The sequence below is a fragment of the Vibrio sp. PNB23_22_6 genome (assembly GCF_052877535.1).
This window is the reverse complement of record NZ_JBNFXP010000030.1, coordinates 20,512-45,138: the sequence shown is the minus strand read 5'-3', so window position 1 is coordinate 45,138 and position 24,627 is coordinate 20,512. Positions and strand designations below refer to the sequence as shown.

Annotated in this window: 21 protein-coding genes; 18 read left to right on the top strand and 3 right to left on the bottom strand. The window is 46.3% G+C overall.

Annotation, left to right across the window (positions count from 1 at the left end; translation table 11 throughout):
* Positions 1-692 precede the first annotated feature (692 nt).
* Positions 693-1,820: a tRNA epoxyqueuosine(34) reductase QueG gene (gene queG, locus ACVA54_RS17830; RefSeq protein ID WP_446581700.1), complete on the bottom strand. Its 1,128-nt coding sequence runs from the start codon at positions 1,818-1,820 to the stop codon at positions 693-695.
* Between the two features lie 375 nt (positions 1,821-2,195).
* On the opposite strand from queG, the gene tsaE reads away from it, so the two are divergent.
* The 8 genes from tsaE to hflC all read left to right on the top strand — a co-directional run bounded on the left by tsaE (position 2,196) and on the right by hflC (position 11,352).
* The gene (tsaE, locus tag ACVA54_RS17825) at positions 2,196-2,660 is read left to right on the top strand and encodes a tRNA (adenosine(37)-N6)-threonylcarbamoyltransferase complex ATPase subunit type 1 TsaE (protein WP_099080048.1); all 465 of its coding nucleotides are present in this window, start codon (positions 2,196-2,198) and stop codon (positions 2,658-2,660) included.
* The gene (locus ACVA54_RS17820; protein ID WP_446581698.1) at positions 2,654-4,372 is read left to right on the top strand and encodes an N-acetylmuramoyl-L-alanine amidase; all 1,719 of its coding nucleotides are present in this window, start codon (positions 2,654-2,656) and stop codon (positions 4,370-4,372) included. Before tsaE ends, ACVA54_RS17820 begins: the two co-directional genes overlap by 7 nt.
* A gap of 18 nt (positions 4,373-4,390) precedes the next feature.
* Positions 4,391-6,409 carry a DNA mismatch repair endonuclease MutL gene (gene mutL, locus ACVA54_RS17815; RefSeq protein WP_119464540.1) on the top strand — a complete coding sequence of 673 codons (2,019 nt, stop codon included), beginning with the start codon at positions 4,391-4,393 and terminating at the stop codon, positions 6,407-6,409.
* Positions 6,406-7,338: a tRNA (adenosine(37)-N6)-dimethylallyltransferase MiaA gene (miaA, locus tag ACVA54_RS17810; RefSeq protein WP_099080045.1), complete on the top strand. Its 933-nt coding sequence runs from the start codon at positions 6,406-6,408 to the stop codon at positions 7,336-7,338. The genes mutL and miaA overlap by 4 nt, the downstream gene beginning before the upstream one ends.
* A gap of 194 nt (positions 7,339-7,532) precedes the next feature.
* On the top strand, positions 7,533-7,796 hold the full coding sequence (hfq, locus tag ACVA54_RS17805; protein WP_099080044.1) for an RNA chaperone Hfq: 264 nt from the start codon (positions 7,533-7,535) through the stop codon (positions 7,794-7,796).
* 38 nt (positions 7,797-7,834) lie between these two features.
* The gene (hflX, locus tag ACVA54_RS17800; protein WP_099080043.1) at positions 7,835-9,124 is read left to right on the top strand and encodes a ribosome rescue GTPase HflX; all 1,290 of its coding nucleotides are present in this window, start codon (positions 7,835-7,837) and stop codon (positions 9,122-9,124) included.
* Positions 9,125-9,169: 45 nt separating this feature from the next.
* The gene (gene hflK / locus ACVA54_RS17795) at positions 9,170-10,369 is read left to right on the top strand and encodes an FtsH protease activity modulator HflK (protein ID WP_099080042.1); all 1,200 of its coding nucleotides are present in this window, start codon (positions 9,170-9,172) and stop codon (positions 10,367-10,369) included.
* A gap of 2 nt (positions 10,370-10,371) precedes the next feature.
* On the top strand, positions 10,372-11,352 hold the full coding sequence (gene hflC, locus ACVA54_RS17790) for a protease modulator HflC (protein WP_099080041.1): 981 nt from the start codon (positions 10,372-10,374) through the stop codon (positions 11,350-11,352).
* A gap of 77 nt (positions 11,353-11,429) precedes the next feature.
* Here hflC and ACVA54_RS17785 read toward each other — a convergent pair whose 3' ends face one another.
* Positions 11,430-11,615 (bottom strand): DUF2065 domain-containing protein, encoded by a 186-nt coding sequence (locus ACVA54_RS17785; protein ID WP_446581693.1) that lies wholly within the window; start codon positions 11,613-11,615, stop codon positions 11,430-11,432.
* A 173-nt stretch (positions 11,616-11,788) separates the two neighbouring features.
* Here ACVA54_RS17785 and ACVA54_RS17780 point away from each other — a divergent pair, with 173 nt between their 5' ends.
* Both ACVA54_RS17780 and motX read left to right on the top strand, forming a co-directional pair.
* Positions 11,789-13,105 carry an adenylosuccinate synthase gene (locus ACVA54_RS17780; protein ID WP_099080039.1) on the top strand — a complete coding sequence of 439 codons (1,317 nt, stop codon included), beginning with the start codon at positions 11,789-11,791 and terminating at the stop codon, positions 13,103-13,105.
* A gap of 230 nt (positions 13,106-13,335) precedes the next feature.
* On the top strand, positions 13,336-13,971 hold the full coding sequence (gene motX / locus ACVA54_RS17775; RefSeq protein WP_099080038.1) for a flagellar protein MotX: 636 nt from the start codon (positions 13,336-13,338) through the stop codon (positions 13,969-13,971).
* Positions 13,972-14,055: 84 nt separating this feature from the next.
* On the opposite strand, the gene hmpA is transcribed toward motX, so the two are convergent.
* Positions 14,056-15,240, bottom strand: a complete 1,185-nt coding sequence (hmpA, locus tag ACVA54_RS17770; protein WP_119464537.1) for an NO-inducible flavohemoprotein — start codon at positions 15,238-15,240, stop codon at positions 14,056-14,058.
* Between the two features lie 110 nt (positions 15,241-15,350).
* On the opposite strand from hmpA, the gene nsrR reads away from it, so the two are divergent.
* From nsrR to astA, 8 genes are all read left to right on the top strand, one after another.
* Positions 15,351-15,776, top strand: a complete 426-nt coding sequence (nsrR, locus tag ACVA54_RS17765) for a nitric oxide-sensing transcriptional repressor NsrR (protein WP_099080036.1) — start codon at positions 15,351-15,353, stop codon at positions 15,774-15,776.
* Positions 15,777-15,893: 117 nt separating this feature from the next.
* Entirely contained in the window at positions 15,894-18,383 is a 2,490-nt protein-coding gene (gene rnr / locus ACVA54_RS17760; RefSeq protein ID WP_099080035.1) for a ribonuclease R, read from the top strand.
* Positions 18,384-18,444: 61 nt separating this feature from the next.
* Complete coding sequence (rlmB, locus tag ACVA54_RS17755; protein WP_119464536.1) at positions 18,445-19,188, top strand: 23S rRNA (guanosine(2251)-2'-O)-methyltransferase RlmB; 744 nt, start codon at positions 18,445-18,447, stop codon at positions 19,186-19,188.
* Positions 19,189-19,295: 107 nt separating this feature from the next.
* Positions 19,296-19,982, top strand: a complete 687-nt coding sequence (locus tag ACVA54_RS17750) for a phosphoglycolate phosphatase (protein ID WP_099080033.1) — start codon at positions 19,296-19,298, stop codon at positions 19,980-19,982.
* Between the two features lie 114 nt (positions 19,983-20,096).
* Positions 20,097-21,134, top strand: a complete 1,038-nt coding sequence (gene trpS / locus ACVA54_RS17745) for a tryptophan--tRNA ligase (protein ID WP_099080032.1) — start codon at positions 20,097-20,099, stop codon at positions 21,132-21,134.
* A 185-nt stretch (positions 21,135-21,319) separates the two neighbouring features.
* Positions 21,320-21,907 (top strand): aminodeoxychorismate/anthranilate synthase component II, encoded by a 588-nt coding sequence (locus tag ACVA54_RS17740; RefSeq protein ID WP_119464534.1) that lies wholly within the window; start codon positions 21,320-21,322, stop codon positions 21,905-21,907.
* 361 nt (positions 21,908-22,268) lie between these two features.
* Positions 22,269-23,480 carry an aspartate aminotransferase family protein gene (locus ACVA54_RS17735; protein WP_446649812.1) on the top strand — a complete coding sequence of 404 codons (1,212 nt, stop codon included), beginning with the start codon at positions 22,269-22,271 and terminating at the stop codon, positions 23,478-23,480.
* 106 nt (positions 23,481-23,586) lie between these two features.
* Positions 23,587-24,606 carry an arginine N-succinyltransferase gene (gene astA / locus ACVA54_RS17730; RefSeq protein WP_099080029.1) on the top strand — a complete coding sequence of 340 codons (1,020 nt, stop codon included), beginning with the start codon at positions 23,587-23,589 and terminating at the stop codon, positions 24,604-24,606.
* The last annotated feature ends 21 nt before the right edge of the window (positions 24,607-24,627 follow it).

Genomic DNA, 24,627 nt, shown 5'->3' with positions numbered 1-24,627 from the left:
GCGGGATGGAGCAGCTTGGTAGCTCGTCGGGCTCATAACCCGAAGGTCGTCGGTTCAAATCCGGCTCCCGCAACCAACTTCAAAGAATAGTTTGGGTATTGATAAGTGTTATACCCTAAAACTGTTTATTGATGCGCCGCCTGATGAAGTGAGGCTGTCGCAGCCAATTCTCATTGCTCTTTTCCTAATGCTGAGAAGCATGAATCCCAAAAGTACAATAATAATCCGCATCTTTCGATGTCGGACGATTTCGTTTGTGTGTTGCGCATGATAAAACTCGTCTGATAGTGAATATTTTGATGTTCGGAGCGCTTTAAGCTATTCAATTAACAGAGTTATCCACATATCTTGTTCTGTGGATAAGTCAGTTGATAAAGTGTTCTCAGATTGGATTTTTGAAGTGGTAAAGAAAGATCCTTTCTTTATATTGAAGTTTAGCGTACATTATTTTTTCTCTTAAGTTATTGTTATATAGCAATAATGCTGCCTTTTGTTCGGATCGAATACGTTAAAATAGGATCATTATTTTGTTTTTTCTTGATCCTAGTCATTTCTTGAAGTTGTGTTTAACTTTTTTCTGTAACCCATTTTAACTAGGGTACTTTTCTTTTTTCCACATTGCGGAATTGAGAACAGCATCATGAATTGAATATGCGAAAAGTGTTTTCAATTTCTTGTATATAGGCTAAGTACTACGCGTCTCTCGCTAGACCCTTTTCAACGATTCGGATTAAACGTTTTTTCTTTATTTCGATAGGGTCAGATTGATTAAATGGCACTTGGTTGAGTTGCTGAGCTAGTGCCCATTCAACATGCTCATCAAGTAACTTACTTTCACCGCGCCTACTTTCTAGTGCTTCAATGATTTTTTGGCTGTACTCTGCGTTCCCTAGTGCGATAGAAATATTACGCAGCCATTGTTCGTGCCCAATTCGACGGATGGCAGAACCTTCCATCTGTTTGAGGAAGGTTGCTTCATCCCAATTGAACATTGTGATTAAGTCTGGGTCTTCAAAACCCTCTCTGCGATGGAAGTCGTTCTGCTTGGTAATCTCAGCATCACGATTCCAAGGGCACACTAGCTGGCAATCGTCACAGCCATAAATGCGGTTACCCATTGGCTTACGGAATTCTTCTGGGATGACACCATCAAATTCAATGGTGAGGTAAGAGATACAACGTCGAGCATCCACGATTTTATCTTCGACGATGGCCTGCGTTGGGCATGAGGTGATGCAGGCTTTACATTTGTCACAGTGATCGACGCTAGGTTGGTCGACAGGCAGCGGTAAATCAATCAGTAGCTCTCCAAGAAAAAACCATGAACCACAGTCTTTATCTAAGATAAGCGAGTGTTTTCCCGTCCAGCCTAATCCTGCTTTTTGAGCTAATGGACGCTCAAGGATTGGAGCCGAATCGACAAATGGACGGTAGCCGTATTGACCGGCCTCTTGCTCAATGAGCTTGCCTAATTTATTGAGCTGTTTTCTTACCAACTTGTGGTAATCGCGGCCCAAGGCATAGCGACTGATGTATGCGTGGTTTTTGTTTGCTAGGTTAGAAGCAAATTTGGCCTCTGGTGGCAGGTAGTCCATTCGCACGCTGATAACACGAACCGTTCCCGGTAATAACTCCGCGGGTCTGGCGCGCATCATACCATGACGAGCCATCCAGTCCATTGAACCGTGGTAACCAGAGTCGAGCCAATTTTGTAGCGCGACCTCATGTTCACTAAGATCAACATCGCAGATGCCGACTTTTTGAAAGCCAAGCTCTTTTCCCCAAATTTTAATTTGTTGTGCGAGTTGTTCGTAGTTCATATTTTATCACCGAGATAAAGGGGGCCGGATCTTAACGGATCTTATTTGCAGGTGCTACCAGAAAGTCTAGTTTTGTTGTTTAGTATGGACTCATCCTAGGTTAGCTTAGGGGCAGTGAGTGACTTCTAAGTTGCGTGATATGGAACAGAGAGGCTGTATTGGGTTACTGGATCGCAAACGAGTCAATTCATTGTTGCTAAACCAAGCGTCTAGACTTGATTTTAGTATTGAGTTAATGAGTTGTGTTTTGGTCTATTTGATTACTTTTTTCGCATATATGACATTTGAGAGCTTGTCTCTCAAAACCAACACAGTTTACTATTCCTGTTCTTTTGATTTTTATATAGTCAACGATCAATAGTTAGAGAAGCAATAATGAGCACGAAACAATTTCACTTAAAAGATGAGCACGAAACGGTCGCATTAGGTACCGCATTGGCTCAGCTTTGTTCTCAACAAACCACGATTTATCTGCATGGCGATTTGGGTGCAGGTAAAACGACGTTTAGCCGTGGTTTTGTCCGTGCTCTTGGTCATCAAGGCAATGTTAAAAGTCCAACCTATACTTTAGTTGAGCCTTATCAGCTAGATAAGTGGCAAGTGTACCATTTTGATCTTTATCGTCTTGCGGATCCTGAAGAACTCGAATTTATGGGTATTCGAGATTACTTTACTGATGATGCGATTTGCTTGGTTGAATGGCCAGAAAAAGGGCATGGCCTGTTGCCACAACCTGATCTTGATGTGGATATTCGCTACCAGGGCGAGCAGCGTATAGCCGAATTAACGGCGAACAATGAATATGGTGTGCAGTTACTCAGTCAATTGGAGTTATGTTGAGTATTTCGAATTTTAGGTCAGTGGTGGCATTCGTCGCCACTTTTCTCCTTATCATCCCCAATTTAGCGTTTGCTAACGTTGTTAAAAACTTCCGAGTCTGGCCTTCACCTGATGAGACTCGTGTCGTTATCGATTTAAGCTCCGAAGCAGACTATTCTTATTTTTCGTTGTCGAGTCCTGATCGTTTGGTTGTGGATCTTAAAGACACATCAATGCAAGCTCAGTTGCCCGTTTCGGTGACCGATAGTCCGGTATTAAAGCGAGTTCGTAAGAGCTCACCACCAAACAAAAATACTTACCGTTTGGTATTTGAACTTAAAAAGGGTGTAAAGGCGGAGCTGTTTAAGCTTAGCCCAACACCAGGCGGCCGATATGGTCACCGTCTTGTGGTGGATTTGTCGCACGGCAATAATGCATCGAGCACCACCAAGCCGACGAAGCCGTCTACAACAAGTAAAGATATGAGCACGGTGCAACGTGCACAGGAAATTTTGATTGTTATCGATCCTGGTCATGGTGGTGAAGATCCTGGTTCAATCGGTCCATCGCGTCGTAAGTATGAAAAAGATGCCGTGTTAAGCATTTCTCGCAAGATCGCAGCGCAGCTTGATTCCGTTCCTGGGATCAAAACCAGAATGACGCGTAAAGGGGATTACTTTGTCAATCTTAACCGCCGAGTGGCGATAGCTCGAGAGAATGACGCCCACTTGTTGATTTCTATCCATGCGGACGCCTTTACCTCGCCACAACCGCGCGGAGGATCGGTGTTTGTGTTAAATACACGTAGGGCAAACACGGAGATTTCTCGTTGGGTAGAGAACCATGAGAAGCAATCGGAGTTGCTGGGTGGTTCAGGTACGGCATTTGTTAGTAATACCAGTGATCGTAACGTAAACCAAACGTTGTTGGATTTGCAGTTTAGCCATTCACAAAAAGAAGGCTACAAACTAGCAACGGAGATTTTAGGAGAGATGGGTAAAGTAGCGCGTTTGCACAACTCAAAACCGATAAACACCAGCCTAGCGGTGTTACGTTCTCCGCAGATCCCATCGGTTCTGGTTGAAACCGGCTTTATTTCAAATCCGACGGAAGAGAAGCTACTGTTCCAGCGTTCGCATCAAGACAAGTTGGCACGTTCGATTACCAAAGCGGTTGTGAAATACCTGAAAGATAACCCGCCAGAAGGGACGGTATTTTCGTCGTCGGCAAAGCCAATCGTTCATACCGTGAAACGGGGTGAGTCGCTCTCTGTGATTGCACAAAAATACGGAACGTCAACCAAAGCGATCATGAGTGAGAACAAGCTAAAATCGAGTGGCTTAGCTGTTGGTCAGAAATTGAATATCCCTGGGGGCGCTGCCGCCGCGGTATCAATTCCGAACAAAGCAAACACGGTAGAAACAGAGACCATCACTCACACGGTTAAATCGGGTGAGTTCCTAGGTAAGATTGCTAGCCACTATAAAGTGAAGATTGCGGATATTCGCCGCGAGAACAATCTGAAATCAGATACGCTTCGAGTCGGTCAGAAACTCAAGATCACCGTTGCGGTGAAAGACAAGCCAATCCGTAAGCATAAAGTGGCGCGTGGAGAATACCTTGGTAAGATTGCCTCAAAATATGGTGTGAGCGTATCGAGTATCCGTAAGGCAAATAACTTACCTTCTGACGAGCTAGCCGTAGGACAAGAGCTAATTATCCCTAATAAGTAAGTGAGCTTATAACTCATCATGACCATTAAGATTTTGCCAGCTAGACTGGCAAACCAAATCGCGGCAGGAGAGGTGGTTGAAAGGCCTGCTTCTGTCGTGAAAGAGCTGGTAGAAAACAGTCTTGATTCGGGCGCAACACGTATCGACATTGATATAGAGAAAGGTGGCGCTAAGCTGATTCGCGTGCGCGATAATGGTAAAGGGATTGTGAAAGATGAGTTAGGCTTGGCGCTCAGTCGTCACGCAACATCGAAGATCCATACCCTGGATGACCTGGAAGCGATTATGAGCTTAGGCTTCCGTGGCGAAGCGCTGGCGAGTATCAGCTCGGTATCACGTTTGACGATGACTTCTCGACCCGCGACGCAAGATCAGGCGTGGAGCGCCTATTCTGAAGGGCGTGATATGCAAGTAAAGTTACAACCAAGCGCACACCCAATTGGTACCTCAGTTGAAGTGTTAGATCTGTTCTTCAACACACCTGCCCGTCGAAAATTCTTGCGCACTGAAAAAACAGAGTTCGCTCATATTGATGAGTTATTGAAACGTATTGCTTTGAGTCGTTTTGATGTCACGATCAATGTTCGTCACAACGGCAAAATGATCCGCCAATATCGTGCGGCAAAAAATCAGCTTCAGACTGAAAAGCGTATCGCTGCAGTGTGTGGCAATGGCTTTGTACGTAATATGCTACGTATTGAGTTGGAGCACCAAGGGCTCAAGTTGCATGGCTGGATTACGACACCGGAAGGAGCGAGGCAGCAGAGCGATCTACAATACTGCTATGTAAATGGCCGCATGATGCGTGACAAGCTGATCAATCATGCGATTCGTCAAAGCTATGAAACCAGCTTAAAACCGGATCAGTTTGCAGCGTATGTCTTGTTTATCGAACTTGACCCACACCAAGTGGACGTGAACGTTCATCCAGCGAAGCATGAAGTACGCTTTCATCAAGCGCGACTGGTGCACGATTTTATTTATCAAGCACTGGCTGATGCCCTTGTGCAAAGCTCAGTGATTGATAAGCCACACGTCAACGAATCTGCGTTCCACCATGCTGAGTCAGTAGAGCCGTTTGAGACAATGGTTCCAACTCCTGAACCAGCCAGTGCACCGGAGCAAACAAGTTCACCAGTACCAGAGCGTGTCTATCAAGCGATAGATAACACACCAGCCTATCCGGGACGCTCGGACTACGAAGCGAAACCTTGCGATCGTCCTCTAAGTGATTCCTCAGTGCGGGAAGCGCGCGTGACGGACTCTTTCAAACGAACTGATTGGATAGAGTCCAAACCAGCGCCTAAACCGAACTCAAACAAAGAGCAGCGACATGCTGAGCCCGCACCAAGTAAACAAGAAGTGCGCGCTTATCATGAATTACTGCAAACACCAGATTTTGAATCGAAGCAGACACCGTCGTTGACAGACATGGCTCCTCGCTCTGAGGCTCTGCCTTCACCAGTAATGGCATTAGGCAAAGCATTAGCCATCGTGGATGAACGGTTTGTCTTGATGAACAGCGATAGCGGTGCGGCTTTAGTGGCATTGCCAAGAGCGGAGTTTTACCGAACCCAAGGGCAGCTCACTCCGAGTGATGGGGCGTTGAAGGCTCAACCGCTATTGGTGCCATTATCGGTGAAGTTGGATTCTGGATTGATTAAGTTAGCCCAAGATTTCCAACAAGATTTTGCTCAGCTTGGTATCCAACTGAAAGCCAGAAATGACAAAGCCTTGATGGTGATGGGTATGCCAGCACCGTTACGTCAACAAAACTTACAAAACTTGATACCAGATCTGTTATCTTACGCGCAAACACGTATGAAGGAAGAGGTGGCAACAGCCCAGATGCTGCCGGATCTTATCGATTGGCTTGCTATGCAGGTTACAACGGTTAAGAGCCACTATACTCTCTCTGAAGCCATTCAAATTATTGCGGAACTTGAACAGCTACGACATGGTCTATTGCCATTAGAAGATACAAAGTTTGTATCAGCTGTTGATTTCTCTGCCACGATTGCCAAATTAAAACCATGACAGACAAACTACCTTTGGCTCTTTTCTTAATGGGGCCAACCGCATCAGGTAAGACTGAGCTGGCGATACGCCTGCGTCAAAAATACCCAGTTGAGATCATCAGCGTGGACTCCGCGTTGATCTACAAAGGGATGGACATCGGCACCGCCAAGCCAGATGAGCGTGAGCTTAGTTTAGCGCCACATCGCCTTATCGATATCTTGGATCCGAGTGAGTCTTACTCTGCTGCAGATTTCCGTCGTGACGCGCTGCAGGCGATGAATGAGATTGTTGCTGAAGGAAAAATTCCGCTACTGGTTGGTGGTACGATGCTGTATTACAAGGCATTACTTGAAGGTTTATCACCTCTTCCAGCAGCAAACTCTGAAATTCGTCAGCAAATTGAGCAAGAGGCATTGACTAAAGGTTGGTCAGTGTTGCACGATGAACTAAAAGAGATTGATCCTGTATCAGCAGCGAGAATCCATCCTAACGATCCTCAGCGTTTGTCTAGGGCGTTAGAAGTTTTTCGTATTTCAGGTCAGACTCTGACTGAGTTGACTCAAACGAAAGGCGATAGCCTGCCGTTCCGAGTTAAACAGTTTGCAATAGCTCCCAAGGATAGGGCTGAACTTCACCGTCGAATTGAACTGCGTTTCGAGAAAATGATGGCTGCTGGTTTTGAAGATGAGATGAAAGTGCTTTATGCGCGTGATGATCTTCACCCAGATCTACCTTCTATTCGCTGCGTGGGTTACAGGCAGATGTGGGAGTATTTAGACGGGGAGTGTACACGAGACGAAGCGATTTTTCGTGGCGTATGTGCAACTCGTCAATTGGCCAAGCGACAAATCACCTGGTTACGCAGCTGGAATGATTTAACTTGGTTGGATAGCGGCAACATTGAACAGGCACTGGCAACCATGTCAGAAGCGATAGCATCTGATTGACATTGCTGTGTATAATGTGATCGTTTTGGCGTGAACGCACTCTCAAAGGATCGGTTGTTGGCGGTTTTTATATTATGCTGCTAATTAATTAGAGTGCTTTTTTGATTCGTTTAGCTCTGATGCAAAAAGAAGTGCCTTTTGCATTGCACCACTAGCTAAATAATTACAACTACAAATTAAATAAGGAAAATAAAATGGCTAAGGGGCAATCTCTACAAGACCCATTCCTAAATGCGCTACGTCGTGAGCGTATTCCGGTATCTATTTACCTGGTAAACGGTATTAAACTACAAGGTCAGATCGAATCATTCGATCAGTTCGTGATCCTGTTGAAAAACACGGTAAATCAAATGGTGTACAAGCACGCAATCTCTACCGTTGTTCCGGCTCGTCCAGTGAGCCATCACAGTGGTGATCGTCCTCAAAGTGATCGTCCACAAGAGAAATCTGAAGATTAATTCTTCATTTCGTATTTTTACAATAAGGAGTTGATTGCTTGTTTGACCGTTATGAATCCGGTGAGCGAGCCGTACTTGTTCATATCAACTTCACGCAAGAAGGTGAATGGGAAGATCTGGCTGAATTCGAAATGCTGGTGTCTTCTGCAGGGGTAGAGACGCTGCAAGTTGTCACTGGTAGCCGTCGCTCCCCTCACCCGAAATACTATGTCGGAGAGGGTAAGGCACAAGAAATTGCTACTGCGGTACAATTGACGGGTGCTGAAATAGTGATTTTTAATCACTCCCTCTCTCCTGCCCAAGAACGTAACCTCGAAAAACTGTGCCAATGTCGAGTTCTCGATCGCACTGGTCTTATCCTTGACATCTTTGCTCAGCGAGCACGAACACACGAAGGTAAGCTGCAAGTAGAGTTGGCTCAACTTCGACACATTTCTACTCGTTTAATTCGTGGTTGGACGCACCTTGAAAGGCAGAAAGGCGGTATTGGTCTACGAGGGCCGGGTGAAACTCAGTTAGAAACTGACCGCCGACTATTGCGTGACAGAATTAAAGCTATCCTTCGTCGTTTAGATAAAGTGGCAAAGCAGCGTGAACAGGGACGTCGTGCCCGAAATCGAGCTGAAATCCCAACGATTTCTCTCGTCGGTTACACCAACGCGGGTAAGTCGACACTTTTCAACTGTATTACGGAAGCTGGCGTTTACGCGGCAGATCAACTGTTTGCAACTCTTGACCCTACGTTACGTAAGATTGAGTTAGCCGATGTTGGGTCTGCAATTCTTGCTGATACCGTTGGATTTATCCGACATCTGCCTCACGATTTGGTTGCGGCCTTCAAAGCAACGTTGCAGGAAACGCAAGAAGCTGACATTTTGTTACATGTTGTTGATGCCAGTGATGAGCGTTTTCGTGAGAATATTCAAGCTGTTCATGAAGTTTTAGAAGAGATCGAGGCACATGAAGTGCCAACGCTCGTCGTCATGAACAAGATTGACAATCTAGAAGAGCAAAAACCACGTATAGATCGTGATGAGGAAGGCCTTCCTCGCACCGTTTGGGTTTCTGCTATGGAAGGGATAGGTATTGATCTCCTGTTTGATGCGCTGACAGAACGTTTAGCGTCGCAAATCGTTGAGTATCAGTTGAGAATTCCTCCACAGTATCAAGGACGATTCCGTAGTACATTCTTCCAAATGAAGTGTATTCAACGTGAGGAGTATGACCAGGAAGGTAACTTGTTGATCGATATTCGAATGCAGCAAGTAGATTGGTCTAGACTTGAAAAAAGAGAAGGGGCAGTTTTAGTCGACTTTATAGTCACTTAAAGGACTGCTACAGTATAACGTCATATCAAATGATGGAGCTTTCTAATGGCGTGGAATGAGCCTGGAAATAACAACGGCAACAATGGCCGCGATAATGACCCTTGGGGTAATAATAATCGTGGTGGCCAGCGTCCTGGTGGCCGAGATCAAGGTCCGCCAGATTTAGATGAAGTGTTCAGCAAACTGAGTCAAAAGCTGGGTGGTAAGTTTGGTAAAAAAGGCGGCGGTAGTTCACCTATCGGCGGTGGCGGTAGTGCGATTGGCTTCGGCATCATTGCACTTATTGCGATTGCGGTGTGGTTCTTCGCTGGTTTTTACACCATCGGTGAAGCAGAGCGCGGTGTGGTTTTGCGTTTAGGAAAGTACGATCGTATCGTCGATCCCGGTCTGAACTGGCGTCCTCGCTTTATTGACGAAGTGACGGCTGTAAACGTGCAGGCGATTCGTTCGCTACGTGCATCTGGTCTAATGCTGACTAAAGATGAAAACGTAGTAACCGTCGCGATGGACGTTCAATACCGTGTTGCTGACCCATACAAATACCTATACCGCGTAACCAATGCTGATGACAGCTTGCGTCAAGCAACAGATTCGGCGTTACGTGCGGTCATTGGTGACTCACTAATGGATAGCATCTTAACCAGTGGCCGTCAGCAAATCCGTCAAACGACGCAAGAAACACTGAATCAAATCATTGATAGCTACGATATGGGCATCGTGATTGTTGACGTGAACTTCCAGTCTGCACGTCCGCCAGAGCAAGTAAAAGATGCGTTTGATGACGCTATCGCTGCACGTGAGGATGAAGAACGTTTCATCCGTGAAGCCGAAGCGTACAAGAACGAAATCTTGCCGAAGGCAACAGGTCGTGCTGAGCGTTTGAAGAAAGAAGCGCAAGGTTACAACGAGCGTGTAACCAACGAAGCTCTTGGTCAAGTGGCGCAGTTTGAAAAACTACTGCCTGAATACCAAGCGGCACCTGGCGTTACTCGTGACCGTCTGTACATTGATGCCATGGAAGAGGTTTACTCAAGCACTTCTAAAGTGCTCATTGACTCTGAATCGAGCGGCAATCTGCTTTACCTACCAATTGATAAGTTGACGGGGGAAGGTCAAACAGACACCAAACGTAAATCGAAGTCTTCTTCAGCGTACGATCATATTCAACTTGAGTCTGAACGCCCGAACCAAGACACTTCGAGTACGCAGTCTCGTTCAACAGATTCACGTCAAGGGAGATACTAAGAATGCGTAAGTTAATGATCCCTGTACTGGTCATCGCACTGGCATTAATGTTGATGTCACTATTCGTTATCCCTGAAGGTGAGCGTGGTATCGTGGTTCGATTTGGTCGTGTATTGAAAGACAATAACGATATCACTCGTATCTACGAGCCGGGTCTGCATTTCAAAATGCCACTATTTGACCGCGTTAAGCAGTTAGATGCGCGTATCCAAACCATGGATGGCCGTGCTGACCGTTTCGTAACTGCGGAGAAAAAAGACGTAATCATTGATACCTACGTGAAGTGGCGTATCGAAGATTTCGGACGTTACTACCTAGCGACAGGTGGCGGCAATACACTGACTGCTGAAGCGCTTTTGGAGCGTAAAGTGACGGACGTGCTTCGTTCAGAAATCGGTTCTCGTGACATCAAACAGATCGTGTCTGGTCCACGTAACACTGACGTATTGCCAGACGATCTAGATAGCGATGAACTGAATAGTGAAGCGGCACGTGAGGCATTGGAAATCGATGGTGAGCGTGATCTAATCATGTCTGAAGTGTTGAAAGACACGCGTGGAAGCGCAATGAAAGACTTGGGTGTTCGCATCGTTGACTTCCGTATGAAGAAGATCAACCTTCCAGATGAGATTAGTGAATCAATCTACCGTCGTATGCGTGCCGAGCGAGAGTCTGTAGCACGTAAGCATCGCTCTCAAGGCCGTGAGAAAGCCGAAGTTATCCGCGCACAAGCAGAGCTTGAAGTGGCAACGATTCTGGCAGAAGCGGATAAAACCGCTCGTGTAACACGCGGTGCAGCAGATGCAGAAGCGGCGAAGATTTACGCCGATGCGTACAGCAAAGATCCTGAATTCTTTAGCTTCTTACGTTCTTTGAAGGCTTATGAGAAATCGTTCAGCTCTAAGAGCGACATTCTTGTTCTGGATCCGAACAGCGAGTTCTTCCAGTACATGAACAATGCGCAAGGCGCTAAAGTCGAATAAGCGTGTCTTTAAATCAAAAAGGCTCCTGTTAGGAGCCTTTTTTGTATCGGCTGAGAACATAGTAGTTGTTTCGGTGGTTAGCTCATCATGACCGCAATGATTGTTCCTGCAACCACAAGGCAACCTCCAATACGTCGAAGTTGGTTGTCTGGCTGTTCACTCAATTGTGCCACCATGTTACGCCAACCATTTGGCGCAATAAGTGGGCCAATCCCTTCCACGATCAATACTAGCCCAACCGCTAGCCAAATAGACTCTGACATAGTGAACCTTAGTCGATTTAAGAAAAGTAAATATTATCAGTGATATGGGGGGTGTGAAATGCGCAATGTCGGCGAAATTGCATTCTAGTACTGACTCTCTGAACAAAAAATGACTGCAAGAAGGGGGATTCGGTGCTAAAATCCTTTTTTAACTAGCAATCAGACTTGGAAAGATGGGAAATAACGTAGTCGTTCTAGGCACCCAATGGGGTGACGAAGGTAAAGGTAAAATCGTAGACCTTTTAACTGAAGATGCAAAATACGTGGTGCGCTACCAAGGCGGTCACAATGCAGGTCACACACTTGTAATTGACGGTGAAAAAACCGTTCTTCACTTAATTCCATCAGGTATCCTTCGCGATAACGTAAAATGCGTTATCGGTAACGGTGTTGTACTATCACCTGAAGCTCTAATTAAAGAAATGAAACCTCTTGAAGAGCGCGGTATTCCTGTTCGCGAACGTCTTTTCATTTCTGAAGCATGCCCTCTCATTCTTCCTTATCACGTTGCGCTAGACCAAGCGCGTGAAATTGCTCGTGGTAAAAAAGCGATTGGTACGACTGGCCGTGGTATCGGTCCTGCGTACGAAGATAAAGTTGCTCGTCGTGGTCTACGCGTTGGCGACCTATTCGATATGGAAGCATTCGCTGAGAAACTAAAAGAAGTGATGGAATACCATAACTTCGCTCTAGTGAACTACTACAAAGCAGACGCAGTAAGCTACGAAGAAGTACTTGAGCAAGCGAAAGGCTACGCTGAACTACTTACTTCTATGGTTATGGACGTAACTGACGAACTAGACGCAGCACGTAAGCGCGGTGACAAGATCATGTTCGAAGGTGCACAAGGTACTCTGCTAGATATCGACCACGGTACTTACCCGTACGTAACTTCTTCTAACACAACCGCTGGTGGTGTTGCTGCCGGTTCTGGTTTTGGTCCTCGTCACCTAGGTTACATCCTTGGTATCGCGAAAGCTTACTGTACTCGCGTTGGTGCAGGTCCATTCCCAACTGAGCTATACGATGGTTTAGACAAGCAGGATCCAGTAGGTAAGCACCTTGGTACTGTTGGCCATGAGTTTGGTGCAACAACGGGTCGTCTACGTCGTACAGGTTGGTTCGATGCTGTTGCGATGCGTCGTGCAATCCAAATTAACTCTGTTACTGGTTTCTGTCTAACTAAACTAGACGTACTAGATGGTCTAGAAGAGCTAAAAATCTGTACTGGTTACAAGATGGAAGATGGTTCTGTACTAGAAGTTTCGCCAATGGCAGCTGATGAGTACGAAAAAGTAACGCCAATCTACGAAACGATGCCTGGTTGGTCTGAGAACACATTCGGTGCTAAATCTCTAGATGCGCTTCCACAAGCCGCTCTAGATTACATCAAACGTATCGAAGAGCTAACTGGCGTGCCAGTAGACATTATCTCAACAGGCCCAGACCGTAACGAAACTATCATTAAAGTTCACCCATTTGGTGCTTAATCGATACTCGGTAGAGATTGTAAAAGCCGACTTTAAAGTCGGCTTTTTTGTCTCTGTGAGTTAGCTTCATTCGTGGGGAAAATAGACTCGATGTGGCAAGCTGTTGCCGTTAAGCTTAGGAAAGAGGCAAAATTTGCCTAAAGATTAACAGCCTTTTGCCGATAAGGTTATCAAGCAGAGGAGATCCTTCGCCGATCTTTGGTTTCTTCGATACCTTAAAGAGTACATTTATGAAGTTACGGGCAGTGGCTGCTTCACTGTTATTGATGCTAAGTGCAACCTCGGTTGAAGCTAATATTGCCGATGTGGGTGCGCCAGTTCCTATCTACACCGAAGCAGAGTTGATTACGCTTATTGAACAGAATAAGCACTTACAACGCGTGCGCGCTGATAACTGCCAGTTGGTGGAAGACATCGTAGCACGTGCGACGCGCATTAATTTGCCGTCTTATGAATTCCTTTACGGTGATATGCTGGCGTGGGGCGTCTGTGTAGAGCAAGACGTTGAACTCGGCCTTTACTACATGGAAAATGCCGCGCACCAAGGCTTGCCAGCAGCATTAGAGCAGCTTGGGCGTTACTATTCTCGTGGTACGTTAGTTCAACAAGACAAGGAACGTGCAATCCCTTACCTGCGTGAAGCCGCAGCGATGGGCAATCTAAATGCGCGTATTCATCTTGCTGAGTTATTGCTGCGTGATTACGGCAGTCCGATTGATTACGAAGATGCTTACCGTTGGTTGTATAACTCGGTAACGGCGGATAAGAGACAGCATAAACGTATCGCGGTACTAAGAAATGGCTTAGAGCAGCGAATGCCGCAAAACATCATCGCACGCGCAAAGCGACGTGATACCTTCTGGTAAGCAGTTCGGTTAAAAACGCTGATAACTTCATACAACAAAGCCCACATCATGTGGGCTTTGTTGTTTTCAAGACAGCACTAATAGTTATACGACTTTGTGTGGACCAAAACACTCGTAATGGAATTGCCCTTGAGGGACGCCTAACTCAAGCAACTGCTTCGCGACATGCTGCATAAAGCCGACAGGGCCGCAGAAGTACACCTGCACGTTGTCTTGCTTCAGCGCCACTTCTATCTCATTTAGATTCACCAAGCCAGTGAAGTGAAAGTCTTCACCGATCTTGTCTTCTGCGGTTGGCTGGTTGTACCAAATCAGCGAGTTCATGTTGTCTTTTGCACTCACTAGTTGGTTTACGTGCTGTTTAAATGCGTGCTGCTGACCGTTTTCTGCCGCGTGTACCCAAGTCACGGGCGCTTGATGCTCAGCAAGGCTCTCGAGCATCGATAGAGTTGGAGTTACCCCCACACCTGCCGAAACCAAAACAACTGGAGTCGTCGCGTCTACATCCATAAAGAAATCACCCGCAGGTGCCGCAAGTTGTACTTTATCGCCGATGTTTAGCTCATCATGCAGGAAATTCGATACTTTACCGCCTTGTTCACGTTTTACCGAGATACGGTAAGTGTTCTTTTGAACCGCAGAAGATAGGCTGTATTGGCGAATCTCTTGGCTGTCGAACTTATCACTGTTGATGTAGATACCGAGGTATTGACCCGGTTTGTATTCAGAAACCACTTCACCATCGGTTGGTTTGAAAACAAAGCTACAGATGCTTTCACTCTCAAGTTGCTTGCCCACCAACTCAAACTCACGCAGACCACGCCAACCACCTTGAAGTGCGGCGTTTTCTTGGTAGATTTGCTCTTCACGTTGAATGAATACGTTCGCGAGCACACCGTATGCTTCTGCCCATGCATCAATCACTTCCTGACCAGGAGAGAACAATTCATCAATGGTAGCAAGCAGGTGTTTACCGACGATTTGGTACTGATCTTCAGTAATTAAAAAGCTGGTGTGTTTATGAGCGATTTTTTCTACCGCGCCTAGCAGTGCAGGCAGGTTATCGATGTTAGTCGCGTAGGCGCAGATGGCATTAAATAGCGCTTCTCGTTGGTCACCATTGCGCTGATTGCTCATGTTGAAAATATCTTTCAACTCAGGGTTATGGGTGAACATTCTATCGTAAAAGTGTGCGGTGAGTTTTGGGCCAGTTTCTGCAAGAAGTGGCGCCGTTGCTTTCACTATTTCAATAGTTTGATTGCTGAGCATAATGTCTTCCCATCTAAAGTTATATTTATAATGCATGTTTAAAGTTGTATCTCAAATGTATCTTTTAATCAAGAAAAGATTTACACTCATTAATTAAAGAGGATCGCAACATGCAGTTAACCAGTTTCACCGACTACGCGCTAAGAACCTTGATTTACTTGGCTTCACTGCCAAAAGATGAGTTGACGAATATTACTGAAGTAACCGACTTATTTGGGGTGTCACGTAACCACATGGTTAAAGTGATCAACCGTTTAGGTCAGCTCGGCTATGTTCATACTGTGCGTGGAAAGAACGGTGGAATTCGTTTGATGAAGCCAGCAGCAGACATTACCGTTGGCGGTGTGGTGCGTGATCTAGAGCCATTAGATTTGGTCAATTGTGGTGTTGAGTTTTGCCATATTACGCCAGCTTGTCGTTTGAAAGATAAGTTGGCGAAAGCGAAAATGGCGTTTCTTGCTGAGTTGGATACTTGCACTATCGAAGAGCTGCTTAGTGACAATGCCGAGCTGCTGATCTTGCTTACTCGTCCTTAGCCTTATTTTCGAGTCTTAAATCTTTTCTTGAACATTCTTTTTTCAAAGCAATTCTGTAGCTTATCCTGAGACTCGGATATACTAGCTCTATACCTTCCTTGCTAGATAGGCACGCCTATGTCAGACAATATTCCAAACGATCCGTTCGCAGATCGTGAGTCCAAGAATTACGAAAACCCAATCCCAAGCAGAGAGTTCATCATTGAGTTTCTTGAACAAGCTGGCGTACCAATGAATCGTAATGATTTGTTTGAAGCGCTGAAACTTGAAGGTGAAGAACAATACGAAGGCTTGCGCCGTAGACTGCGTGCAATGGAGCGTGATGGTCAGCTCGTGTTTACGCGTCGTCAGTGCTATGCGCTACCAGCAAAGCTCGAAATGGTGAAAGGTTATGTGATTGGCCACAAAGATGGTCACGGTTGGGTTCGTCCAGAAGGCAGTGTCGGCAAGGATGATGACATTGTGCTGCCGCATCACCAAATGAAGAACATTATCCATGGTGACTTTGTGTTGGTTCAGCCAACCGATAACAGCAAGCGTGGTCGTCGTGAAGGTCGCTTAGTGCGTGTATTGGAAGAGCGTAATACTCAGATTGTTGGTCGCTTCTTCCTGGAATATGGCTACTCATACGTTGTACCGGATGATTCTCGCATTAGCCAAGATATTCTGATCCCAAATGAGCACAAATCTGGAGCTCGTATGGGTAATGTGGTTGTGATTGAAGTGACCGACCGTGGCTCTCGTTCGCGCGGAATGATGGGTAAAGTGGTTGAAGTACTTGGCGAAAATATGGCGCCGGGTATGGAAACTCAAGTCGCAATTCGTACCCATCAAATTCCACACGAGTGGCCAGAAGCGGTCGACAAGCAGATCGTTAACTTAGGCGAGGAAGTGCCAGAAGAAGCCAAAGTTGGCCGTGTTGACTTGCGTGAATTGCCGCTTGTTACCATCGATGGTGAAGACGCTCGTGATTTCGATGATGCGGTTTACTGTGAGAAGAAGAAGGGCGGCGGTTGGCGCTTATGGGTAGCCATTGCTGATGTCAGTTACTACGTGCGACCAGACACTGCGCTTGATAAAGAAGCGATTAACCGTGGTAACTCAGTGTATTTCCCTTCACAAGTTGTACCTATGTTGCCAGAGGTATTATCGAACGGCCTGTGTTCACTCAATCCACAAGTGGATCGCTTATGTATGGTTTGTGAAATGACCATCTCCGAAACAGGGAAGCTATCGGGGTACAAGCATTACGAAGCAGTGATGAACTCGCACGCTCGTCTGACTTACAACAAAGTGGGGGCGATCCTAGAGGGTGATGAAGAGCTACGCATGCGTTATCACGCGCAAGTGCCACACCTTGAGGAATTGCACGCCATGTACAAAGTACTAAAAGACGCGCGTGATAACCGTGGTGCGATTGAATTTGAAACGGTGGAAGCGAAGTTCATCTTTAATGCTGATCGTAAGATTGAAAGCATCGAACCTGTGATTCGTAACGACGCACACAAGATCATTGAAGAGTGTATGATCATGGCCAACGTGGCTTCGGCATCGCTGGTGGAAAAAGCTAAAGAGCCGGCGCTATATCGCATTCACGAATCTCCGGGTGAATTGCGTTTGCAAGGCTTCCGTGATTTTCTTGGCGAACTGGGTCTAAACTTAGGCGGTGGTTTAGAACCTTCGCCAACGGATTACGCGGACTTGGTGAAACAAATTGCTGAGCGTCAGGATAAAGAGCTGATCCAAACCATGCTACTGCGTTCGATGAAGCAGGCGATTTATAGCGCAGATAATGCCGGTCACTTCGGTTTGGCATTAAAGCGTTATGCGCACTTTACGTCGCCAATTCGTCGTTACCCAGACTTGCTGCTGCATCGCGCAATTAAATACTTGATTGCGAAAGAAGAAGGCCGCAATCAAGACCGTTGGACGCCAACTGGTGGGTATCACTACTCGTTTGACGACATGGACTTCTACGGTGAACAATGTTCGATGACCGAGCGCAGAGCTGATGATGCGACGCGTGAAGTGGCGGATTGGTTGAAGTGTGAATACATGCAAGATCACGTCGGTGATGAGCTTGATGGTGTGATTGCCAACGTGACCAGTTTTGGTTTCTTTGTGCGCCTGACGGAATTGCACATTGATGGTTTGGTGCACATTTCAACGCTAGCGAACGACTACTATCAATTTGATCCTATCGGTCAAAGGCTTATCGGTGAAAGCTTCGGTAACATCTACCGCTTAGGTGATGCAGTGAAAGTCAAAGTGCTTGCTGTTAATCTAAATGACAAGCAAATTGACTTTGAATTAGTCGAAACAAGTCGTAAGCTACGCGGCGAAGGTAAGACTGCGAAGAAACGCGCAGCAGAAGCCAAGCGTAAAGCAAAAGAGAAAAAACGTGCTGCTACGAAAGGCGGCACTCGTGCGACACCAGTGATTGAGCCAACCAAGCGACCAGAGCTAAGTGAAACCTCTGGCAAACGCGATGGCCAAAAACTCGGTGAAACTGAGGCGGACAAAAAGCCTAAGGTGAAGAAAGCACGTAAGAAAAAGCCACACAGTAAGCCGAAGAAAACTCAGCGTACCAAGAGTGACGCACAGTAGGCGAAATAGCCAACCTCATTGCGAGGTTGGCTAGAAAGTGACCATAAAAACAGGTTAAACAATGAGTAACGAATTTATTTACGGCATTCACGCAGTGAAGGCGGTATTGGAACGCGAACCAGAGCGTTTTATCGAAGCATATGTTCTAAAAGGCCGTCAAGACGATCGCCTAATGCCTATTCTGAATGATTTGCAGGTATGTGGTGTTTCTATTCAGCAGATGACGCGTAAAACACTGGACGACAAAGCGTATGGCGCAAACCACCAAGGTATCATCGCGCGCGTGAAACCAGCAAAACAGCTAAATGAAAACGATATTGATGACATTCTCGCGCAGCACGAGTCCCCGTTATTGTTGGTACTGGATGGTGTGACAGATCCGCATAACCTAGGTGCTTGTCTACGTAATGCTGATGCCGCAGGCGTGGCGGCAATTATCGTACCGAAAGACCGCTCTGCACCAATGAACGCGACAGTAAGTAAAGTGGCGTGTGGCGCAGCAGAAGTGGTGCCATTGATCCGAGTGACTAACTTGGCTCGTACTATGCGTACCCTACAAGAACAAGGTATCTGGTTTGTGGGTACCGCAGGTGAAGCGACACACGATATCTACCAAGCGAAGCTGACAGGTCCTCTTGCTATCGTGATGGGGGCTGAAGGTGACGGCATGCGTCGCCTTACTCGCGAAACCTGTGACGATCTGATTAAGATCCCAATGGCTGGCAGCGTATCAAGTTTGAACGTATCGGTCGCATCAGGCATCTGTTTGTTTGAAGCGGTTCGTCAGCGTCTTGCTGCAAAGTAAATTTAAACAAGCACTTACTACAAAGTCAGTCACAATGATAAAGATGCAAAGGATGGGGGCCCATCCTTTGTTGTTTTCGGCTACTTATAAAAATTCTCAGGGAAGTTATGACTCAACAAAATATTAAATTCATCGCTTTTGATTTGGATGGCACTTTACTTGATAGCGTGCCTGATTTGGCCGTTGCAGCTGATCAAGCGGTGCAAGCACTTGGTTTTCCTTCGGTATCTGAAGAGCAAGTCCGTGACTACGTCGGTAACGGTGCGGACGTATTGATTGGTCGTTCATTGAGCCAAAGCCTGACCATCAACCCAGAGTTAAGTGACGAACTATGTGCTCAGGCTCGTGTATTGTTTGATGATTTCTACGCGCAGAGCGGTCATAAGCTTAGCCATCTTTATCCAACGGTCAAAGAAACGTTGGAAGAGCTGCATAACGCTGGATTTGTGATGGCGCTAGTCACCAACAAACCGTCCAAGTTTGTGCCAGAGATTCTGGAGAAACACGACATTGCCAAATACTTTGTCGATGTACTTGGTGGCGATGCATTTTTTGAGAAAAAGCCTAACCCAGTTGCACTCAACTGGCTGATGGAAAAACATCAGATCCTGCCAAGTGAAATGCTGATGGTTGGGGATTCGAAAAATGATATTCTAGCGGCGAAGAATGCAGGTTGTGCCTCATTTGGTTTAACTTACGGTTACAACCATGGTGAGCCAATTTCAGCGTCGAATCCCGATTTTGTTGCTAGCAGTTTGGGTGAATTATTGGATGTAATAGCGGTTTCTGTATAACCGCGACAAAAGATCTTCCAAAATACTCGCTAATGAGTACACTGAGTGAACCGTGCGCTAAGAGCCGCACGGTTTTTCATTTATTTAGATTAAGAAGTCAAAGGAATCATTCTAATGAGCAAACCCATCGTATTGAGTGGTGTTCAACCTTCAGGTGAACTAAGTATTGGCAATTACTTGGGTGCTCTACGTCAATGGCAGCAGATGCAAGACGATTATGATTGCCAATACTGTGTGGTAGACCTTCACGCGATTACGGTTCGTCAGGACCCTAAAGCACTGCATGAAGCGACACTAGACGCACTGGCGATCTGTCTGGCAGTTGGTGTTGACCCGAAGAAGAGCACGCTATTTGTTCAGTCACACGTACCAGAGCATGCTCAACTTGGTTGGCTTCTTAACTGTTACACCCAGATGGGTGAGTTGGGTCGTATGACTCAGTTTAAAGACAAATCAGCACGTTATTCGAGTGACAGCTCAAGCCAATTTGGCGACGTAAATGTTGGTCTGTTTGACTACCCAGTACTCATGGCTGCGGATATCCTGCTTTATGGTGCGCACCAAGTGCCAGTCGGTAGCGACCAGAAGCAGCACCTAGAGCTAGCGCGTGATATCGCTAACCGCTTTAACAATATCTACTCGCCAGATCAGCCAATCTTCCAAGTGCCAGAGCCTTACATTCCGACGGTAAATGCGCGCGTAATGAGTCTTCAAGACGCAACGAAGAAGATGTCTAAGTCAGATGATAACCGTAAGAACGTTATCACGCTGCTTGAAGAGCCTAAGTCGATCATCAAGAAGATCAACAAAGCGCAAACCGATACAGAAACACCACCGCGTATCGCTCACGACTGGGAAAGCAAAGCAGGTATCTCGAACCTAATGGGTCTTTATTCTGCGGCGACAGGCATGAGCTTTGAAGAGATTGAAGCGAAATACCAAGGTGTTGAAATGTACGGTCCATTCAAGAAAGACGTAGGTGAAGCATTAGTCGCAATGCTAGAGCCTATCCAAGCAGAATACCGTCGTATTCGTGAAGACCGCGCATTCATGAATGAAGTGATGAAGCAAGGCGCAGAGAAAGCATCCGCTCGCGCTGCCGAAACATTGAAGAAAGCGTATGAAGCCGTCGGCTTTGTTGCTCGCCCATAATCGAGCTTAGAGCTTTATTATTTTTAGCCCTCGCATCTAGCGAGGGCTTTTCGTATCAGAGCAAATTTATTCAGCAAAAACTTGCCTTTCTTGCTTGGTATAGCAAAATACCGCCCTTGATTGCCACGAAAGTGGTGATTCATCACTTAAGCATTGCCAAAACGGATTGGAGCCACCGACACTTTATGTTGTTGATCATCGATAACTACGACTCTTTTACCTACAACCTTTACCAATACTTCTGCGAGCTTGGTGCAGACGTAAAGGTGGTGCGTAACGATGAAATCGACATTCAAGGTATTGAGGCGCTCAACCCCACTCATTTGGTGATCTCTCCAGGACCATGTACCCCTAACGAAGCGGGTATCTCTCTACAAGCCATTGAACACTTTGCTGGCAAGCTGCCTATCTTGGGCGTTTGTCTTGGTCATCAGGCGATTGCGCAGGTGTTTGGTGGCGAAGTGGTACGTGCACGACAAGTGATGCACGGTAAGACCTCACCGATTCGTCACAACGGTCGCAGTGTGTTTAAAAATCTTAATAACCCACTGACGGTAACCCGCTACCACTCTCTCGTGGTGAAAAGCGGCACGTTACCTGATGTGTTTGAATTGACCGCTTGGACTGAACTACCTGACGGATCCATGGATGAAATCATGGGTTATCAGCATAAAACCCTGCCAATTGACGCGGTACAGTTTCATCCTGAGTCAATTAAGACAGAACAAGGCCACGAACTACTCGCAAACTTTCTCGCGCGTAAAACGATCTGATCCCGATCACTTTTTTTAACAAATTCTTCATCTATTTCACTTTGGAAGTGGAATGCAAAACTATGCGTTCTATCTAATTGGCGAGAATTATTCATTGCTTGTCCCTCCTGTTAATTCAAGTAATCGTTGCCTTTTATAAAAAAACGCTTCTCAATCCCGAATTCTTGGTGCATAAATACTCATAGATAGTGATTAGTGGTGGTTGTGCTGGGATGTGAAAAGAATAAATCACTATTGAAATGGTTAATTAAATGTAAATACAATGCCCTAATGGCTTAAATGCAAAACATTATTTGCTGGCAAAGAATGCTGGTTAAATTCGCTTATCTGCTAGGCATGCGGTATCAAGAAGGAATGTGCAATGACAACGGAAAACAAAGTAGAGCGCGGTTTATTCGATGAGGTAATGGTACCTTGCTATAACCCGATGGAAATGATCCCTGTTAAAGGTAAAGGTTCACGAATTTGGGATCAGGAAGGCAATGAATACATCGACTTTGCTGGTGGTATTGCCGTGAGCTGTCTTGGTCATTGTCACCCTGCAATGGTGAATGCATTAACCGAGCAGGGCAACAAGCTTTGGCACCTTAGTAACGTAATGACCAATGAGCCAGCACTCCGCTTAGCAAAAAAACTGACTGAAGTCAGTTTCGCAGAGCGCGTATTCTTTGCCAACTCTGGTGCAGAAGCGAACGAAGCTGCATTAAAGCTTGCTCGTCGTTACGCCGCAGACGTTCATGGTGCTGAGAAATCTGAAATCATCGCATTCAAACAAGGTTTCCACGGTCGTACTTTCTTTACCGTGACGGTCGGTGGCCAAGCGGCTTACTCTGACGGTTTTGGTCCTAAGCCTGGTGACGTCACGCACCTGCCGTACAACGATATCGAAGCGCTGAAAGCACACATCTCTGATCGCACTTGTGCGGTGATGATGGAGCCGCTTCAAGGTGAGGGCGGTATCATTCCACCAACGCCTGAGTTCGCCCAAGCGGTTCGTGAACTGTGTGACAAACACAACGCACTGTTGATTTTTGATGAAGTACAAACCGGTAACGGTCGTACTGGTCACTTCTACGCGTACCAAGGTCTAGGGATCACGCCAGATATCCTAAGCACCGCGAAATCACTCGGTGGTGGTTTTCCTATCGGCGCAATGTTAACCACAGCAAAACTGGCTGAACACTTAAAAGTGGGCACTCACGGTTCGACTTACGGTGGTAACCCATTAGCGTGTGCGGTTGCAGAAGCTGTGGTTGATGAAGTCAGCAAGCCAGAGACCTTAGCGGGCGTACTAGAGCGTGAAGTGATGTTCCGCGAAGGTCTAGAGAAGATCAACGCGAAGTACAACCTTTTCTCTGAAGTGCGTGGTAAAGGTTTGCTGCTTGGTGCGGCGCTGAATGAAGAGTGGCAAGGCCGTGCACGTGACGTACTGGTTGCCGCTGGTAAACAAGGTCTCATGGTATTGGTTGCGGGTGCCAATGTCGTACGTTTCACACCATCACTCGTTATCACACAACAAGAAATCGAAGAAGGCTTGGCAAAATTGGACAAAGCGATTGCGACGTTAGTGTAAACGCGATCCCGGTTTTATTGCCAACGCAACCCCCATCAAGGACCTCTGATGGGGGAATTGTTCCTACAATTTAGTTAGGATTTTCTTGCATCTGGAGGGAGTATTGATGCTAGTAGTTCGCCCTATTGCAATGTCGGATTATGACGCGCTGCACACCTGTGCGGTTGAGTCAGGCCATGGATTTACATCTCTACCGGTTAACGAAGAACTGTTAACCAATCGAATCAAACACTCAGAATACAGTTTTGCTAAACCAGACGTGAAAGAAGCTGGTGATGAAGGCTACCTGATGGTGGGCTTTGACTCTGAAACGGGTGAAGTCGCAGGTACCACTGGCATCGAAGCTTCAATTGGCTGGGATGTGCCTTTTTACTCTTACCACATCAGTAAAGTGGTGCACTCATCGCCAAAACTTGGGGTAAACAATGTGGTTAAGCTGCTGACGTTTGGTAACAACTACACGGGCAACAGTGAAATCTGTACCTTGTTCCTACGTGAAACATTCCGTGGAGGGTTGAATGGTCGCTTGATGTCGAAGTGTCGATTTTTGATGATGGCTGAGCACCCAGAACGTTTCTCAGACACTATTTTTGCTGAGATGCGCGGTGTATCAGACGAGAACGGTAACTCACCATTTTGGCAGTGGCTACAAGAGCATTTCTTTTCAATTGACTTCACGCTTGCTGATTATCTAACCGGTATCGGCAAGAAAGGTTTTATCGCTGACTTGATGCCGAAGTTGCCAATCTACATCAACCTGTTGAGCCCAGAAGCGCAAGCCGTAATTGGTCAAGTGCATGACAACACGCGCCCGGCGTTGAAACTGCTAGAGAATGAAGGTTTCACCAACCGGGGTTATGTCGACATTTTCGATGGTGGTCCTTCAGTGGAATGTGACTTACGCAATATTGAATCGGTACGCCACTCATTCCGCGCTAAAGTCAAAATTTCTGAACATACCAGCACGCAAGACTTCTTGATGTGTAATTCATCATTCGAGAATTTCCGTGCCGCGGCAGCAAAAGCGGCTTATGACGCAGAAACACAAAGCGTGGTGCTCGCGCCAGAATTGGCGAATGCACTTTTGGTTGGTGAAGGGGATTTTGTTCGCCTTCTTCCGCAGTAACTGACGACAGAATTTAAGGAT

What these genes read in the sequence shown, in the direction of transcription:
- queG (WP_446581700.1), bottom strand. Translation starts at nt 1,820, where the DNA reads ATGAACTACGAACAACTCGCACAACAAATTAAAATTTGGGGAAAAGAG.
- tsaE (WP_099080048.1), top strand. Translation starts at nt 2,196, where the DNA reads ATGAGCACGAAACAATTTCACTTAAAAGATGAGCACGAAACGGTCGCA.
- ACVA54_RS17820 (WP_446581698.1), top strand. Translation starts at nt 2,654, where the DNA reads ATGTTGAGTATTTCGAATTTTAGGTCAGTGGTGGCATTCGTCGCCACT.
- mutL (WP_119464540.1), top strand. Translation starts at nt 4,391, where the DNA reads ATGACCATTAAGATTTTGCCAGCTAGACTGGCAAACCAAATCGCGGCA.
- miaA (WP_099080045.1), top strand. Translation starts at nt 6,406, where the DNA reads ATGACAGACAAACTACCTTTGGCTCTTTTCTTAATGGGGCCAACCGCA.
- hfq (WP_099080044.1), top strand. Translation starts at nt 7,533, where the DNA reads ATGGCTAAGGGGCAATCTCTACAAGACCCATTCCTAAATGCGCTACGT.
- hflK (WP_099080042.1), top strand. Translation starts at nt 9,170, where the DNA reads ATGGCGTGGAATGAGCCTGGAAATAACAACGGCAACAATGGCCGCGAT.
- hflC (WP_099080041.1), top strand. Translation starts at nt 10,372, where the DNA reads ATGCGTAAGTTAATGATCCCTGTACTGGTCATCGCACTGGCATTAATG.
- ACVA54_RS17785 (WP_446581693.1), bottom strand. Translation starts at nt 11,615, where the DNA reads ATGTCAGAGTCTATTTGGCTAGCGGTTGGGCTAGTATTGATCGTGGAA.
- ACVA54_RS17780 (WP_099080039.1), top strand. Translation starts at nt 11,789, where the DNA reads ATGGGAAATAACGTAGTCGTTCTAGGCACCCAATGGGGTGACGAAGGT.
- motX (WP_099080038.1), top strand. Translation starts at nt 13,336, where the DNA reads ATGAAGTTACGGGCAGTGGCTGCTTCACTGTTATTGATGCTAAGTGCA.
- hmpA (WP_119464537.1), bottom strand. Translation starts at nt 15,240, where the DNA reads ATGCTCAGCAATCAAACTATTGAAATAGTGAAAGCAACGGCGCCACTT.
- nsrR (WP_099080036.1), top strand. Translation starts at nt 15,351, where the DNA reads ATGCAGTTAACCAGTTTCACCGACTACGCGCTAAGAACCTTGATTTAC.
- rnr (WP_099080035.1), top strand. Translation starts at nt 15,894, where the DNA reads ATGTCAGACAATATTCCAAACGATCCGTTCGCAGATCGTGAGTCCAAG.
- rlmB (WP_119464536.1), top strand. Translation starts at nt 18,445, where the DNA reads ATGAGTAACGAATTTATTTACGGCATTCACGCAGTGAAGGCGGTATTG.
- ACVA54_RS17750 (WP_099080033.1), top strand. Translation starts at nt 19,296, where the DNA reads ATGACTCAACAAAATATTAAATTCATCGCTTTTGATTTGGATGGCACT.
- trpS (WP_099080032.1), top strand. Translation starts at nt 20,097, where the DNA reads ATGAGCAAACCCATCGTATTGAGTGGTGTTCAACCTTCAGGTGAACTA.
- ACVA54_RS17740 (WP_119464534.1), top strand. Translation starts at nt 21,320, where the DNA reads ATGTTGTTGATCATCGATAACTACGACTCTTTTACCTACAACCTTTAC.
- ACVA54_RS17735 (WP_446649812.1), top strand. Translation starts at nt 22,269, where the DNA reads ATGACAACGGAAAACAAAGTAGAGCGCGGTTTATTCGATGAGGTAATG.
- astA (WP_099080029.1), top strand. Translation starts at nt 23,587, where the DNA reads ATGCTAGTAGTTCGCCCTATTGCAATGTCGGATTATGACGCGCTGCAC.